Source organism: Parafilimonas sp., from assembly GCF_047606085.1.
Taxonomy (GTDB): Bacteria; Bacteroidota; Bacteroidia; order Chitinophagales; family Chitinophagaceae; genus Parafilimonas.
In genome coordinates this window covers 33,095-50,786 of record NZ_JASGEX010000204.1, presented here as the reverse complement: position 1 = coordinate 50,786, position 17,692 = coordinate 33,095, and the positions used below count along the sequence as shown (strand labels likewise).

The 17,692-nt window shown below is 40.3% G+C and carries 8 protein-coding genes; all 8 read left to right on the top strand.

What is annotated here, in order from left to right; translation table 11 throughout:
• Nucleotides 1-277 precede the first annotated feature (277 nt).
• The 8 genes from QM629_RS18195 to QM629_RS18160 all read left to right on the top strand — a co-directional run bounded on the left by QM629_RS18195 (nt 278) and on the right by QM629_RS18160 (nt 17,514).
• A complete protein-coding gene (locus QM629_RS18195; protein ID WP_415161324.1) occupies nt 278-982 on the top strand; it encodes a hypothetical protein in 705 nt (234 codons plus the stop codon).
• Nucleotides 983-1,109: 127 nt separating this feature from the next.
• Entirely contained in the window at nt 1,110-3,347 is a 2,238-nt protein-coding gene (locus tag QM629_RS18190; RefSeq protein ID WP_415161323.1) for a DUF4954 family protein, read from the top strand.
• Nucleotides 3,348-3,398: 51 nt separating this feature from the next.
• Nucleotides 3,399-6,137 (top strand): M16 family metallopeptidase, encoded by a 2,739-nt coding sequence (locus QM629_RS18185; RefSeq protein WP_415161322.1) that lies wholly within the window; start codon nt 3,399-3,401, stop codon nt 6,135-6,137.
• Between the two features lie 166 nt (nt 6,138-6,303).
• Complete coding sequence (locus QM629_RS18180) at nt 6,304-7,506, top strand: Pycsar system effector family protein (protein ID WP_415161321.1); 1,203 nt, start codon at nt 6,304-6,306, stop codon at nt 7,504-7,506.
• A gap of 58 nt (nt 7,507-7,564) precedes the next feature.
• Complete coding sequence (gene ppk1, locus QM629_RS18175) at nt 7,565-9,613, top strand: polyphosphate kinase 1 (RefSeq protein WP_415161320.1); 2,049 nt, start codon at nt 7,565-7,567, stop codon at nt 9,611-9,613.
• A gap of 283 nt (nt 9,614-9,896) precedes the next feature.
• On the top strand, nt 9,897-10,766 hold the full coding sequence (locus tag QM629_RS18170; protein WP_415161319.1) for an SdiA-regulated domain-containing protein: 870 nt from the start codon (nt 9,897-9,899) through the stop codon (nt 10,764-10,766).
• Between the two features lie 711 nt (nt 10,767-11,477).
• Nucleotides 11,478-15,080 (top strand): BamA/TamA family outer membrane protein, encoded by a 3,603-nt coding sequence (locus QM629_RS18165; protein WP_415161318.1) that lies wholly within the window; start codon nt 11,478-11,480, stop codon nt 15,078-15,080.
• A gap of 88 nt (nt 15,081-15,168) precedes the next feature.
• Nucleotides 15,169-17,514, top strand: coding sequence for a hypothetical protein (locus QM629_RS18160; RefSeq protein WP_415161317.1), 2,346 nt, complete (start codon nt 15,169-15,171; stop codon nt 17,512-17,514).
• Nucleotides 17,515-17,692 lie beyond the last annotated feature (178 nt).

Genomic DNA, 17,692 nt, shown 5'->3' with positions numbered 1-17,692 from the left:
CGAAGCCTCCAGGCTTTATAACAATAATTGTGCATTTTATATTTCACCTGCCATTAGTATAGCAGCTTGTAAACTTTGGCACATAAAACCTGTTCATCGTTGCGCTGCGAAGTCTCCGGACTTCGCAGTTCTATGCGCAAAGCCTGCCCGGCAACTGACGGGTCTCCAGACTTTATATCAGCAATTATGCATTTTGTATTGTAGCTGCCACAAATGCAGCCATTTTAAACTTACGGCAGCTAACCATATTCTTTGCTATTTTGCTCTAAATTTTTTTATGAAGCCACTGGCATTAATACTGTTTGCATTAATATTTATACAGCCGCATAATACAAGTGAAACCGTGCTTGCCAAAATGCATGCTAAATATGCCGGCAAATGGATGAAAAGCTTTTCCTTCACCCAAACAACAGAAACTTACTTCAACGACAGCCTGATAAAAACTGCTACATGGTATGAACATATCGTTTACCCTGATAAATTCCGCATAGACTTTGGCGACAAAACCAGCGGCAATGCAGCCATCTTTACACCCGATTCTGTGTATAGTTTCCGCGGCGGCAAACTGCAAAACACTTTCAGCAATGATGATGATCTCACCTTCATTTTAGGCGGCATGTATTTCCATCCTTTGGATTCTGTGAAAGCCATATTTGGCAGACTGGGTTACAATCTTGGTAAATTTCATGAAAATGATTCTGTGTATGTTATCGGTGCAGACAGCACCAATGAAGCAGCCAACCAGTTTTGGGTTGACAGACATAAACTGGTCGTGGTAAAATTTCTTAATTATTCGCATGGTGAAAAAGAAGAAGGCATCTTTTATAACCATAAACAGTTTGGCAACAGTTGGAGCGAAACAGCCTGCGATTTTTATATAAATGATGCGCTTGTTCAAAAAGAAATATATCGCAATTGCAAAGCCAATGCAGTTATTGATTTAAAGATATTCAATCCTCATAAATTCGTGCAGGTCCAATAACAGCGCACCCGGCCAGGGGTTTCAAGCGTGAAGCCGGTATTATAATGTTTGTTGTCATTTTGTTTTAATATCAGTATAATGCACCACTATTTAAGTTTGCACTTTCTAAACTACTACATTCATTGCCATGGCTAAAAATGCAATTACAAAAACACCTATTGAAAAGCTCGGTTATAATTTTATCAAGCCGCAGTTTTTACCTGAAGGAAAAGATGAATATTATTTGCGCAACCTGCAAAACCGCAGCGGTATTAGCTATCGCAACCTTACGGCTTATGAAATTGAAGCGCTTGTAAAAAACCGCAACACCAGCGATGACTGGAATAAAATTTTAGTAAGTGATGCTTTCAACCCGGAGCTGGTAAAGAACTGCAAGTTTTTTGGCCTGGTGCGCATTGGCAAACTGGAACCTTATTTTCTTGAATTCAAGGATATGAAATATGCGGTTGGTTTATATAATTCCATCATCATAAGTTCTGATTTTGGCGATAATGTTTCTATTGACAATGTAAATTATCTCTCGCATTATATCACCGGCAATGAAGTTATTGTTGCCAACACCAATGAAGTGGCAACAACCGGCCATGCAAAATTTGGCAATGGCATTGTGAAAGACGGGGAGCCGGAAAGCATCCGCATTTACATGGAAATATGCAACGAGAACGGCGGCAGGAGCGTAATACCTTTTACCGGCATGCTGCCCGGCGATGCTTATTTATGGAGCAAGTACAGGGATGATGAAGAACTGCTGCAGCGCTTTAAAGAAATAACAGAAAAGGAATTTAAAAAAGAACGCGGTTATCATGGCAAGATCGGCGACCGCACAGTTATAAAAAATTCAGCTATTATTAAAGACTGCTGGATAGGCAGCGATGCATACATTAAAGGCGCTAACAAACTTAAAAATCTAACCATTCATTCATCAGAAGAAGCGCCCACACAAATAGGCGAAGGCTGCGAACTGGTGAATGGCATCATCAGCAAAGGCTGCCGGATTTTCTATGGCGTGAAGGCTGTGCGTTTTGTAATGGCTTCACATTCACAATTGAAATATGGTGCAAGGCTCATCAATTCCTATCTCGGTAATAACGCCACTATTTCCTGCTGCGAAGTATTGAATTCACTGATATTTCCGGCACATGAGCAGCATCATAATAATTCCTTTTTATGCGCCGCATTGGTGATGGGGCAAAGCAATATACCGGCAGGCGCCACCATCGGCTCCAACCATAACTCAAGAGCGGCAGATGGTGAGATCATTGCAGGGCGCGGCTTTTGGCCGGGCTTATGTGTAAGCCTGAAACATAACTCAAGGTTTGCCAGCTTTACCATGCTGGTTAAAGGCGATTATTTATATGAGCTGAATATCCCCCTGCCTTTTTCATTGATCAGTATAAATTATAAAAACGATACGCTTGAAATAATGCCGGCTTACTGGTTCATGTATAATATGTATGCCCTGGCGCGCAATGAATGGAAATATAAAGACCGTGATAATCGCACAGAAAAATTTCAGTTGCTGGAATATGATTACCTGGCGCCCGACAGTGTACATGAAATGTTTACGTCATTGCGGCTGCTTGAACTGTTTACGGGCAGGGCATGGTATTTAAAAAATGATAGCCCTGATGCAGATGATGATGCATGTATAAAAAAAGGGGAAATATTATTACAACAAAAAGATGAGGTTGTAAACGAACTGGAGATTGTTGCAACTGGTTTTGAAAATTCAAAACGCAAAACAGTTATAAAAAAAATGCAGGCAGCCTATAATGCTTATACAGAAATGATCCTGTACTATGGTTTAACACATTTGATTAAGTATATTGAAGTAAATGAAATAACGGATACATCAAAGCTTTTAAAGGCTTTTGGCCAATCAGAACGTGATACAAAGTGGCTGAACATTGGCGGGCAGTTAATGAATGAAGAAGATGTGGAAGCGTTAAAAGATCGAATTAAAAATAAAACCATCAATAGCTGGGATGCATTGCATGAAGCATACTATGCCGAAGGCGAAATATATCCATCAAAAAAAATGCAACATGCTTTAGCTTCTTTGCTTGAAATTGAAAAGATTAATACTGAAAAGATTAATCTTAAACAAATAAACCAATGGCTTGATAAGGCTGTTGAAATGGCCGCTTCGGTTACTGAAAGAATAAGCAGCTCAAGAAAGAAAGATTACACCAATCCATTCAGGAAAATAACGTACAGCGCTGATGCTGAAATGAACAATGTTATTGGCAGGTTTGAAGAAAACAGTTTTGTATTGCAGCAGCAAAAAGCATTTGAGTCATTTAAAAGAAAGATAAGAAAAATGAAAGCCGGGTTTGCCGCCAACCCTTCATTGAAATTAAAATAAATTGGTTAACAATATTTAAACCAGCTAATTTTAAAGTGCTAAAACCATGTTATGAAAAAAACAATTTTCCTTGCCCTTGCTGCAACGATCACGTTAACCGCTTCCCCCCAGCAAAAGCCTGCCACAGGCGCCTCACCAGCCTTTGTTACTTCAATAGAAGGTGTAAAAGAATATAAACTCAAAAACGGGCTGCAGGTTTTGCTTGTGCCTAACCCGGCCATCAACAATGTTGTTGTAAATGTGGTATATCATGTGGGCTCAAGAAATGAAGGGTATGGTGAAACCGGCATGGCGCATTTGCTGGAGCACATGCTGTTTAAAGGCTCCAAAAAATTCTCAAGCATTAAACAAACCATTGCTGATAAAGGCGCCAGCGCCAATGGCACAACCTGGTACGACCGCACAGATTATTTCGAGATACTGCCTGCCAGCGACAGCAACCTTACCTGGGCATTGGATATGGAATCTGACCGCATGGTAAACTCATTAATGCGGAATGAAGATTTGCAGAAAGAGTTTTCTGTTGTACGCAACGAATTTGAAATGGGCGAGAATTATCCCGATAATATTTTGCAGGAAAGGATTGTTTCTGCCATGTACCTCTGGCATAATTACGGCAAATCAACCATTGGCAGTAAAGAAGATATTGAGCGGGTGCCTATCAATAATTTAAAGGCATTCTATCAGAAATATTATCAACCCGATAATGCAACGTTGATTGTTGGCGGCAAGTTCGACGAAAAGAAAACCCTGCAATGGATAGAAAAATATTTCGGCCCCATACCAAAGCCGGCGCGAGTAATTCAACAACCTTATACCGTTGAGCCGCCTCAGGATGGCGAACGGTTTGTAGAACTGAAACGCAATGGCGATATATCTTATATAGGCATGGCTTATCATACACCTGCTTATTCCGACCCGGATTATGTAGCCAATGATGCCGTGGTGAATATTCTTACCAACGACCCTTCCGGCATTTTTTATAAAGCGCTTGTAGAAACAAAGCTTGCAACAAAAGTGTATGGCTGGAGCCCCACCTTATACGATCCCGGCTATGCTTATTTTGGCTGCAGCGTGCCTGAAGGCAAAAGCCTTGACAGCGCTAAAGATGCATTTATTGCCGCAGCCAATAAATTGCCGGCTACTGTTATAACACAGGAAGATGTGGACAGGGCAAAGAATGCATTGATTAAATCTGTTGATGATATTCAGAACAACACCATAAGTTTTTGTATTAATCTTGCTGAAGTAATTGGCGCCGGCAGCTGGCGTTTGTTTTATGTTTACCGCGACAGGGTTGACAGCTTAACATTGACACAGGTGCAGGCCGCGCTTAAAAGATATTATCTGCCCAGCAACCGTACCTGGGGTATATTTATTCCGGATAAAACGGCTGAAAGAACCACGGTAAGCGCAAGGCCTGATATTGATGTGCTTGTTAAAGATTATAAAGGCAAAGCTACCCGGGAACAAACCGAAACTTTTGAAGTAAGTATCCCGAATATTAAAAGCAAAACACAATATGGCAAGCTTTCAAACGGCATGCAATATGCCTTATTGAAAAAACCCGCAAAGGGAGATAAAGTATATGCCAATATGAATTTTAAAGTAGGCACATCAAGCAGCTTAACCAACAAAAACATCATACCATCTTTAACTGCCCGCATGTTAAAAACAGGCACAGCAACAAAAAGCAAAAAAGAAATAAACGACCTGCTGGATAAAATAAAAACCTCTGTTGATGTGTATGGCAACGACAATAATATTAATGTTTATTTAAGCACCGACAGTGCCAACTTGAGTGCAGCACTCGATGTGCTGGCCGATATTTTACTGCACCCGGCTTTTGATAAAGCAGAGTATGATAAAATGATACTGGACGTAAAAGGCGAATTGCAGGCAAATGCCAGTGACCCCCAATACATTGCCTATTCCTCTTTAAACAAGAAAACACTGCTTTATCCCAAAGGCCATCCGTATTACCCGGAAAGCATTGATGAAAGACTGGCCGACCTGCAAAATATATCCCTCGACAGCCTGAAGAATTTCTATACTGATTTTTATGGCGCAAACAATGGCTTCGTTTCTTTTGTGGGCAATATAGATGCGCCGGCTATACAGTCATTTTTTGAAAAGAACTTCAGCAATTTCACAAGCAGGCAGGCTTATGCCGATATTCCGCAGGAATACTTTGATATAAAGGGCAGCCTGGAAACCATCGAAATTCCCGACAAGAAAAATGCAGTGCTTGCGGGCGACATTAACATCCCACTGAAAGAAACAGATACGGATTTTCCGGCCCTTGATATTGCCAATGAAATGCTTGGCGGCGGCGCATTTTTGTCATCCCGCATTCCCCAGCGCCTGCGCGAATCTGAAGGCATGAGTTACGGGGCGGGCTCTTATCTTTCCGGCAGCTATAAATACCAAACGTCTTCATGGGGCGTTTACGCCATCTTTAACCCAATGTATAAAAATAAGCTGGACAGCGCTTTAAAAGATGTTATAGGCACTGCTTTAAAAACCGGTTTTACACAGGATGAATTAAAGAAATCTGTTGCAAGCTGGCTGGAACAACGCCAGACATGGCTGGGCGAGGACCAAAGCCTCGCCTGGCGCTTAACCGATTTTATGAGCGATGGCAAAGACCTTACTTACTATACAGATTATGAAAATAAAGTAAAGGGCTTAACGCTTGAACAGGTAAATGCAGCACTGCGAAAATATATTTCCGCCGATAAAGCCACACTGATATATGCAGGCGATTTTAAAAATGCATCAACACAATAAATGAGCATATCAGGATAAAAGAGCGAAGCCGGCAGCTTCGCTCTTTTATTTTCAACAGTTTCTTTAAAAGGTTAAGAATACCTTTGCACAAAATTTAAAGCCTAAGTTTTATTACTTTGTAATACGGCACATTTCTTTATTACTTTCAGGTATAAATTTTTCCCGCATGAATTACAGGATACTTTTAGAGCAGGTACAAAATCACGTTGAACAGCTATATAAAACGCACAATGCATCCGGTCTTTTATACCACAATTTAACGCATACGCAAAAGGTAGTGGAAGCGGTCACCCAGATTGCCAATCACTATGCATTAAACGATCATGATTTTTTTATTGTGGTTACGGCCGCCTGGTTTCACGATATTGGCTATTTGCATGCAACAGCGGGGCACGAAGAAATTAGCGCTGATGAAGCTGCAGCATTATTGATAAAACTTGATGTAACCAACAGCGTGATTGAACAGGTGAAACATTGCATACTCGCTACAAAACTGCCACAGCGCCCAACAAACCTGCTGGAAGAAATAATATGCGATGCAGACTTATTCCATTTTGGAACAGATGATTTTACGGAGAACAACAAGCGCATGCGCAAAGAAGCCAAACTGCTTTACCATAAAGATTTCACAAAAGAAGAATGGCGGAATAAAACAATAGAACTTTTACAATCGCATAATTATTTTACAGCGTATTGCCGCAATACACTGAATGAAAAAAAGCAGGCAAACCTGGATGCATTATTAAATAAACAACATAAAGCTGACATGCAGGATGAAGACAATAAACCCGCTGCCGAAACAATAAATACGGCTGGCAGCAATAAAGCAAATAAAGAAAAACGGCCAGACCGTGGTATAGAAACCATGTTTCGCGTGGCATCGAGCAACCACCAGAAACTAAGCGATATGGCCGATAATAAATCACATATCCTCATCACCGTAAATTCAATCATTATTTCGGTGGTTGTAAGTTTATTGTTGCGCAAGCTGGATGAGAACAATCATCTTATTATTCCTGCCATTATACTGCTGCTGGTAAGCCTTGTAACCATTGTTTTATCTATTCTTGCAACAAGGCCCAACATACCAAACGGAACGTTTACACAACAGGAACTGGATGATAAAACAACCAACCTTTTATTCTTTGGCAATTTTTTCAGGATGAGCCTGAACAGTTATAAAGAAGGCATGCTGCAGATGATGAATGACCATGATTTTTTATACGGCTCTTTAATAAAGGATATTTATGCTCAGGGCGTGGTGCTTGGAAAGAAATACAAATTATTGCACGTGGCATATAACGTATTTATGTTTGGCCTGATTATTTCAGTTGTGGCGTTTATTGTTGCCTCAATCATTACCAGTTAATTTATTGTGCAAGGCGCCCGGCGCCTGTTCTCACCGAAGTTTAATATTAGTTTTATACATGATGGGATCAACATTTTTCAGCAGGGACATAAGCTGGCTTTCATTTAACGGGCGGGTACTGAATGAAGCATTGAATGCCCATTTATTATTGGGTGAACGGCTAAAATTCCTTTCCATTTTTTCTTCCAACCTGGATGAATTTTACCGCGTGCGCATACCTGCTTTAATGGCTAAAAGCCTGTATGCCTCCGGCAAAAACACCTCTGCGCCTGAACTGCAGCATGCAGTACCGGAATTTGATGAAGCAGGAAATATCATCCAGCAGCAACAGGAACATTATGGCGATATTCTTGTAAACAAATTAATTCCTTTACTGGCTGAACAAAATATAACCTGGCTGTATAACAAGGTAATCCCGGCGTGGCTGAATAACACATTACAGCAATACTTTTTTTCGGCCGTTGCAGCCTATGTGCAGGTAAAATATCTATCGGCCAAACCTGATTTCTTTCCGCAAAACAATAAACTCTATTTCTTTGTTTCCTTTAAAAGCCTGAACGAAGAAGCAGCCATTATCAATATTCCGTCCGATGAACTGCCCAGGTTTTTTTCTGTTGAAAAAGATGGGCGGCAATACATTGGTTTTATTGATGACATCCTAAAACAAAACCTTGAATATCTTTTTCCCGGTAAAATAATTGAACATTGCTTCAGCTTTAAAATAACCCGCGATGCGGATTTGAATTTGGAAGATGAATTGCCGGAAAACCTTGCGGAAAAAATTGAAAAGCAGGTAGCGAAAAGGGATTTTGGCATGGCAACAAGATTATTGCACGAAAGTAAAATCCCGCTGCGCCAATTGCAGCTTTTGTGCAACCAGTTTAAAATATCAACTGCCAATACCATTGAAGGCGGGCGCTACCACAACCTGAAAGATATTATGGCTTTGCCCCTGCCAAAGCATTTGTTTGATGCAAAGCAATATGCCTTATGCCTGCCATTAAACAATTCAACCCTGCATGACCTTATTCTTGAAAAAGACATCATGCTGCATTCACCTTACGATAATTATGATACGGTTCTGCGTTTTTTTAATGAGGCTGCCATTGATGAACAAACAGAAGAAATTTATATTACGCTGTACCGCATTGCCACCAATTCAAGAATTGCCCATGCATTAATAACGGCTGCAAAAAACGGCAAAAAAGTTTTCGTATTTGATGAACTGAAGGCAAGATTTGATGAAGAAAACAATTTACGCTGGGCAAAAAAAATGAAGGATGCCGGCGTTAAAGTTATTTACAGCATCCCCAAGCTGAAAGTGCATGCAAAAATTGCGTTGGTGAAAAAGAAAGATGCAAAACATGTGGCCTTATTAGCAACTGGTAATATGAATGAAACCACTGCAAGAATTTACACAGACCACCAGTTATTCACGGCATACACGCCAATAATACAGGAGCTGGAAATGCTGTTTCATTTTTTGAATAAGCGAAAAAAGCCCGGCGCCGGCGACGAGTTATCTTTTGAGCATTTGCTGGTAGCGCAGTTTAATTTGCAGGAAAAATTTTTATCATTAATTCAACAGGAGACAGACAATGCAAATAAAGGGCTGCCGGCTTCCATCACCATTAAGCTAAACAACCTTGAAGAACAAACTTTAATTGATAAACTGTATGAGGCTTCGAATGCCGGTGTAAATATCAATTTAATTGTGCGCAGTATTTGTTGTTTGGTTCCGGGCATTAAAGGCATGAGCGAAAATATTTCTATAAAAAGAATTGTGGGCAAATACCTTGAACATGGCCGCGTATTTATATTTCATAACAGTGGCGATACAAAAGTTTTTGCCGGTTCTGCCGACTGGATGAACCGCAATATTTATACACGCATTGAAGTTTGTTTTCCTGTGTATGACGCAGCCATAAAACAGGAATTGATTGATATAATAAACATACAGTGGAGCGATAATATGCAGGCGGTTTATATTGATGAACATCTGAACAACATTCCTGTTATAAGGCATGGAAATGAAAAGCAGGTAAATTCACAAAAGGATATTTATAATTATCTCGAACAAAAACAGGTGCATGAAACGTCCATGTAAGATGTATTTCACGCAGGGGAATGCCTGCCGGCGAGGCAGGTACATGGTGAGGTTCTCCCGAAGCAAGTTCGGGACAGGCATGAGGCCATTAAAAAACAAACTTGAACGAATGAAACCGAGCATGATAATTTTTTCTCACACAGGGGAATGTGCATAGCGAGGTTCCACGAGGCAACTGAAAAAACAAACTTGAACGAATGAAACCGAGCATGATAATTTTTCTCACACAGGGGAATGTACATGGCGAGGTTCCATGAGACAACTGAAAAACAAATATGCACGAATGAAAGGATTGTGCAATTATATATTGTTTTCATTAAGCGCATTATTGGCTTGCGGGCAGCAGGCACAAACAAATAATGAACAAGGTTTATTTGCAGGGCATTATGATGTAAATAAACCTGCGAAGGTTTTTAAGATGCCAAAGGAACTGGATGAAATTTCAGGTATAACATTTCATTCAAAAGCATCAAATATTATTTATGCTGAGCAGGATGAAGAAGGAAAAGCGTTTGCCTGTAATCTGAATGATGGCAGCATACGCAAAACAAAGTTTGCCGGCAAAGGCGATTATGAAGATATACAATTGCTCAACAATTATATTGTTATGCTGCGCAGCGATGGGGTTTTATATACTTTTCCATTCAATGATATAAACGCAGAAGCATCTGCCAATACAAAAGAGTTTAAACACATTTTGCCCGGCGGAGAATATGAAGGCTTATATGCGGATAACAAAACATCAAAATTGTATGTACTTTGTAAAAATTGTGCCGAAAAGCAGGACAAAACAACAACAGTTTATACACTGTCAATGGACAATAATGGCACTGTGCAATCAGAAAGTAACACAACCATCAATGTAAAATCAATTGCCGAAAAAGCGGGGCTTAAGAAACTTAGTTTTCGCCCGTCAGCATTCACGAAAACACAGGATGGCAATGAATGGTTTATTCTTTCATCAGTGAATAAACTTATCGTTCGCACATCTGCTGATTTTACTGTGAAAGAAGTGTATAATCTTGATGCATCAGTCTATAACCAGCCGGAAGGTATTGCGCTGGATGCAGCAAATAATCTATACATTTCAAATGAAAAAGGGACCAGCCAGTCGGCAACGATCGTAAAAATACCATACCGGAAGCAGGGGTAAAAAGAGGGGCTAATTAATATTTTTAGATGCTATGTCATTTTCTAAATTTACCAAAAACCAAGGGCCGTAGTCCCGGCTCATTTTGTAATAATGAACTTTAGTCCATTGAATAAATGCAAACATTACTAAAAGGAGAGCCATAGGCTCGGTGCATGTTGTTGCAGGAATTTGAGATTAACTATGATGAACAGTATATTTTTCATGATTTGATATAAAATAAAGCGCCTTTTTGATAGCATGTATCGTACCCACGGCACTCGCAGAGCCTTGAACGCTTCATAACACCGGAATAAATTCCGGCGTTACAAAATGGCATCAGGCCTACGGCCTTATCAGTATAAAAAATACTATGGTATTGTTAGATAAACATTCTTTGTTAAGGCAGGGCAAACGCATTAAAATTTTAAATGTATAAAAAGAGGCATAACCTCGATATATTTTGTAACAACGGACTTTAGTCCGTTGAAAAAAACAAAAAAGCGGTCAGAGAGCCGTAGGCCCGGTTCATAATGTACTATACTTATGGCACTCTTTTTAATTTTGTGCTTTGTAAAACCGTGCTGAAGCATGGCATTGCAAAATAAAAACGAGCCTACGGCCCTATAAGATTTGATGCGTTTGCCTTGTTTGTCACGGGTAAACTATCAATAGCATAGAAGGTTAATTTTTTATAGTGCATCAGAATATTATTTAGCCAAAGGAACAATTATTATGATGAGACTTTTACTGTCATTCTTCTTCATCGCAGCAGTTGCAGCAGCATATTCGCAGGATAGTATTATGCACAGGATGATATTTATTGGCGATGCCGGCGAAATTGACGACCAGCAAAGCAATGTTATTGGCAGCGCCGCACAAAAAGTGCTTGCCAATAAAACAACGGTTGTATATGTTGGCGATAATGTTTACCCCACAGGCATGGGCCTGCCCGGCAGTAAGGAAGAAGAACAAACCAAAAATATTTTACGGGCGCAGTATCAGCCTATGCGCAGCAATCAGGCCGCTGTTTATTTTTTGCCGGGCAATCATGATTGGGACAGGATGGGCAAGAATGGCCTTGCCAAAATGAAAGCGCAATGGCGTTTTATAGAGCAGCAAAATGACAGTTTATTAAAAGTGGTTCCGCCAGACGGTTGCCCCGGGCCTTATGAAATTAACATCAATGATCATTTGGTAATTCTGGCCTTTGATAGTGAATGGTGGGTGTTCAAACATAATAAAACAAATGCAGAAGCTGATTGCGATTGCAATACGAATGATGAAGTAATTGCCAAACTGGAAGAACTTTTTTATAAGAACCGTTATAAAACTATTCTGCTTGCCGGCCATCATCCTTTTAAAAGTTATGGCCATCATGGCGGGTATTATGGATGGAAAGATCACATTTTCCCGCTAACTGCTGCCAATAAAAGTTTATATATACCTATGCCGGTTGTTGGTTCATTGTACCCGTTATTGCGCAAACTATTTGCAAATCCTGAAGATGCAATCCATCCCTGGTATAAGGATATGATCAATCGCATGAACAACGTGTTCGACACGTTTCCAAACCTTGTGCATGTCGCCGGCCATGAGCATGGCATGCAGTTTATTAAAGAAGGCAATAACATACAGGTGGTAAGCGGCGCCGGCGCTAAAGAAACGTTTGTAAAAAAAGGCAGGTATTCTATGTATGCGCAAACCGCGCCGGGTTATGTTGTTGCCGATCAGTTGTTGGATAACAGCTTAAGGTTTACTTATTATGTTGCTGAAACTGACAGCGGCTTTAAAAATGTTTTCAGTTATATGTTTCATTACACGCCAATAAAACAACAGGAAGAAGAAGCTATTGATAATATTCCGGAAGACAGTGTTACAGTTGCTGCGCATCCTTCATACAATTCCGTCAGCGGGTTTCACCGCTGGTTGTTTGGCGAGAATTACCGCAAAGAATGGGCAGCACCAACAACATTACCGGTTATAAAAATCTCTGCTGAAAAAGGCGGCTTAACGCCCACACAGCGCGGCGGCGGCCATCAGTCTTATTCATTAAGGCTGGAAGATAAAGATGGCAAAGAATATGTGCTGCGCAGCGTGAATAAATACCCGGAAGTTTTATTGCCGCAAACATTGCGGCAAACGTTTGCCGGCGAGTGGATTAATGATGCCATGAGCGCCCAGCATCCATATTCCGCACTGGTTGTGCCAGTATTAGCACATGCTGTGAATGTGCCGTACACAAATCCTGTCATTGGCTGGGTGGCGCCTGATAAAAAATTGGGCATGTACACAAACACATTTGTCAACACAGTTAACCTGCTGGAAGAACGTGAGCCGGAAGGGAAGTCAGACAAAACGGAAAAAATGATGCGCAGGCTGATTGATGATAACGATAACAACTTTGATACAGCGCTTTTTTTACGTGCAAGGTTATTGGATGTTTTAATGAATGACTGGGACCGGCACAATGACCAGTGGCGCTTTGCTTATAAGAAAAATGATAACGGAGGCAGAAGGTATTTTGCCGTGCCAAGAGACCGTGACCAGGTTTTTTATGTGAATGAAGGTTTGCTGCCCGGAGTTTCCTCCCTGCCCTGGTTTTTATGGTTTATGCAGGATTATAAAAAGCTGCGCAACGTAAACGATTTTATGTGGGAAAGCAGGGAACTGAACAGCCGTTTTTTAAACCAGTTGAATCATGCGCAATGGATGGGTATCGTAAACAATTTTGTTGCTGCAGAAAACGACAGCGTATTAAATGCAGCTTTAAAAAAATTGCCGGCCAGCGCTTATAATATTCGTTACAGCACACTATTGAAAAACCTTCAGAACAGAAGGGCTGTATTGCCCAAAGCATTTGATGAATATTACGCCTTCATCAACAAAATTGTGGATATACAAACATCAGACAAGAATGAACTGGTAGAAATAAAAGATACTTTAAACGATAATGTGCTTGTTAGCATTCACAAACTTTCCAAGGAAAGAAATGTGAAGCAGCAATTGTATTATAAGGCATTTGATCCATCCGTTACAAAAGAAATAAGATTGTATGTGAATGATGGAAATGACAGCATAGTTTTCAATACAATCAACAAAAAAATATTGATAAGGGTGATTGGCAAGGGTGATAATAAAACCTATAATGTGAAGCAGGTAATTAAAAAACCAGTCATTTATAATTATACCAATAACGTAAGCATTTCCGGTGATGCCGGTAAATTGCGCAGGCATTTTTCAAACGATTCAGCCAATACGGCATATATCCCTGTTGATTTATATAACCGGTGGCAGCCGTTGCTTGTGGCCGGGTATAATATTGATGACGGCGTCATCTTCGGCGTCGGCTTTAAATACACGCATAAAGGTTTCAGGAAAACGCCCTGGGCCAGCGTACAGCAGTTATCTGCTGCGCATTCTTTTTCCACATCTGCCTTCAGGATTAATTACAGCGGCGAGTGGAAAGATGCTATCGGGAAAGCCGATCTGTTATTGAATGGCATTGCAAAAGCGCCGGATAACACGCAAAATTTTTTTGGTGCCGGCAATGAAACTGTATTTAATAAAACAGGCGACTACAAAAGGTATTACCGTGCACGTTTCGATTTATACACGGCAGATGCGGCTTTGCGCCGAGGCAATGCAACAAGTGTTTCCATCGGGCCATCATTTCAATATTATCGTTTTGATGCAGATGAGAACAAAGGAAGGTTTATTGAGCATACATCCCTGTTAAATACGTATGACAGCGCAACCATATTGAAAGAGAAATTCCATATTGGCGCAGTTATAAATTTTACAAGTGATTCGAGGGATAATAAAATGCTGCCAACTTTTGGCGCATACATAAACGTGCGCATACAATCGTATGCAGGATTGAACGATTATTCCAATGCATTCACGCAGATAATACCGCAGTTGACTATTTACAGAAGCCTTACCACCAGCGGGTCTGTTGTATTGGCCAACAGGCTTGGCGGTGGTATTACGTTTGGCAAACCGGCATTTTATCAGTTGCTTTTTTTGGATGGCAAAAATAATTTATCCGGTTACAGGCAATACCGGTTTGCAGGCGATCATATACTGTACAATAACCTTGACATACGCATTAAAATTAAAGATGTTGCCAGTTATGTATTGCCTGGCCAGCTTGGGCTTACCGGCTTTTTTGATGTTGGCCGTGTTTGGGTAAATAAGGAGCACAGCAGCAAATGGCATAATGGTTATGGCGGCGGCATTTATTTTGCGCCGGCACAATTATTTCTTTTAAGTGCAACATTGGCTTATTCAACAGAAGGATGGTATCCTTACCTTTCATTTGGTTTCAGGTTTTGAGCATTTATAAGACATCTTGTCGGCTTTTTGCCGCAAATAAAATTTGCACAATATTTATGGGTTAATAACATCCTTTACAGATTACACCATGCAGTATAAAATAGTTCATATTTATCCTTCAGATGATTTTTTGAATGATGATAACACACTTATCTCCTTTAAAAAATTTGTTGATTTTCTTCATGAAAAATTAAAGGAGGGCGATTCCCTTAAATCAAAGTTTTTCAGGTTCGTGCTCAGGCATTTTAAACGTTACCCGGAACTGCTTAAGCCGTTCAGCATTTATGACCTTAAAAATTACAGCCAGGTTTTTACGTTGCTTGAAGGTGTGATAGTGCCAAACCTGGTTAATGAAAAAGCGTATGCATTATCATTGGGGGTGCCTTTAAACCCGGTTTTCTTTTTACAAACAACCGCATTTAATGACTTGGTTCAAAACAGACTGAGCGATATAACTTCTGTGGACGACAATAAAGAGCGGAAAGAATTGATACGATACAGGCGCAGGAAAGTAGCTTATGATCTTATACTTGAACGGCTTTATAATTTTGAGCCGCTGGTTAAGGAAGAATTAGTGCATACGCGAACCGATACAGCAACAAATCTTACCAAATACTTCACCTTAAATATTGACAACCGTTTTGTAGATGTTGCATGCACAGGGCCGTTGCCGCAAATAAATATAAACCTGGTGCAGCAGCAATTAGCCAATGCCGGCACCATAGAAGAAGTTGAAAAAATATTGCCGCTGAAACAGTTTTCTTTTTCAGGTTTCTCCGTGGTTACAGCAAGCGATACAACAGCCAAATATGCATTGCATAAAATACGCAGCGCCATTATAAAGCATACGCCCGGCGATTATATTGAAACCTATACAGCAATTATTGATCTGCTCAGGCAAATGTGCGGCAAAGAAGGCATAACGTTTGGCCTGTTGCCTTTTTTAAAACTGAATGGCCGGCTTGTATCTTATTACAGTAATTATAAGCACAGCGTTATTATAAATATCTGCAACCAATTAGCTATTTCCGAAAAGGCATTTCTTGAATGGATAAACAGCTATTTTGAAAACCCCCGCACATTAATAAAAAAGAATTGCAGCATAGAAACCCGGGGCGCCGATGCCGTATATAAAGCCTTTGCGCAATCCGGGTATAATGGTTATGCGATTGTACCGGTTTTTTATAACAATGAGGTGGCCGGCGTGCTGGAGGTAAGTGTAAAGGACACTGCCCTTTTAAATGAAATTTTATTTACACAGATAGATGCCGCCCTTCCTGTTTTAGGCCAGTTGATGCACCAGAGCCAGACTGAATTTGCAACCAGCATTACAAGTGTGATTACGAATAATTTTACAACCATTCAGCCTTCCGTGCTTTGGAAATTTAACCAGGTGTCATGGGAATATTTAAAGAATACCGATGCTGATTCCATGAAGAAAATGGAAGAGATACGCTTCGACAACCTGCATCCCTTATATGGCGCCGTTGACATTCGCAACTCAACTATTGAAAGAAACAATGCCCTGCATAAAGACATGCGCTATTATTTTAAGATGGTGAAAAGTTTCCTGAAGGAATTGCAGGTGCAGGATGCCGCAAAGGTGCATGCACTGACAGAGGAAGCAAACAATTTCCTGGACCTTACAGAATCATCTTTTACAGGCAATGAAGAGGCCCTGATAGACGGCTTTATGGAAAACCTTAATACCTGCTTGAAGGAAGTGGAAGCCAGCCCCGGCACACACAACACAAACCTTATAAACACTTATTACAGGGATATAGACCTGAAACACGGCAAAGCTTATAAAAACAGGCGCGTGCTTGAAAACTCCATGCAATGCATAAACTTTATTATTTCAGAGCACTTTACCAAAATGCAGGAAGACCTGCAAAAAAAATACCCCGTTTATTTTGAAAAGATAAGAACGGATGGTATTGAATATGATATATACATAGGGCAGTCCATTTCGCCGGAAAAGCCTTATCAAAAAACATATTTGAGTGCGTTAAGGTACCTGCAGCTTGAAAATATGGCTGCCGTTGCCAAACTTGTATATGCATCTGCCCAATCCCTGCCGGTTCATTTGCAAACCACCCAGCTTATTTACGTAAATGCATCTTCCATAACCCTCACTTTCCGGATGGATGAAAAAAGGTTTGATGTGGAAGGCGGTTACAATGTACGCTATCACATTATAAAGAAACGCATTGACAAGGTGCTTATAAAACAAACCGGCGAAAGGCTTACACAACCTGGCAGGCTGGCCATTATTTATACGCAGCCCCGGCATGAAAAAGAGTACCTGGATTATATAAAGAAACTGCAGGATAAAAATATGCTGCTGCAGGATATTGAATTGCTGGAACTGGAACAACTGCAGGGCGTGCAGGGCTTAAAAGCCATTCGCGTTGGAGTAAACTTTGAAAATTAGAATATTTTTTATCAGATGCTGATATGAATAATTAAAGAATATTTATGCAATGAATGAAGTCAGCAAATCAATTTTCTGTGTCATAAATCATTAGTGTTACCCCAGCTTAAAACTAATCCAACCAATCTTTTTATTCATTGAAAAAAGAAGCATTAAAGGAGAAATTCTTTTTGCAGAT

Coding starts and splice junctions, on each gene's coding strand:
- QM629_RS18190 (WP_415161323.1), top strand. CDS start 1,110: ATGGCTAAAAATGCAATTACAAAAACACCTATTGAAAAGCTCGGTTAT.
- QM629_RS18185 (WP_415161322.1), top strand. CDS start 3,399: ATGAAAAAAACAATTTTCCTTGCCCTTGCTGCAACGATCACGTTAACC.
- QM629_RS18180 (WP_415161321.1), top strand. CDS start 6,304: ATGAATTACAGGATACTTTTAGAGCAGGTACAAAATCACGTTGAACAG.
- QM629_RS18165 (WP_415161318.1), top strand. CDS start 11,478: ATGATGAGACTTTTACTGTCATTCTTCTTCATCGCAGCAGTTGCAGCA.
- QM629_RS18195 (WP_415161324.1), top strand. CDS start 278: ATGAAGCCACTGGCATTAATACTGTTTGCATTAATATTTATACAGCCG.
- QM629_RS18160 (WP_415161317.1), top strand. CDS start 15,169: ATGCAGTATAAAATAGTTCATATTTATCCTTCAGATGATTTTTTGAAT.
- QM629_RS18170 (WP_415161319.1), top strand. CDS start 9,897: ATGAAAGGATTGTGCAATTATATATTGTTTTCATTAAGCGCATTATTG.
- ppk1 (WP_415161320.1), top strand. CDS start 7,565: ATGATGGGATCAACATTTTTCAGCAGGGACATAAGCTGGCTTTCATTT.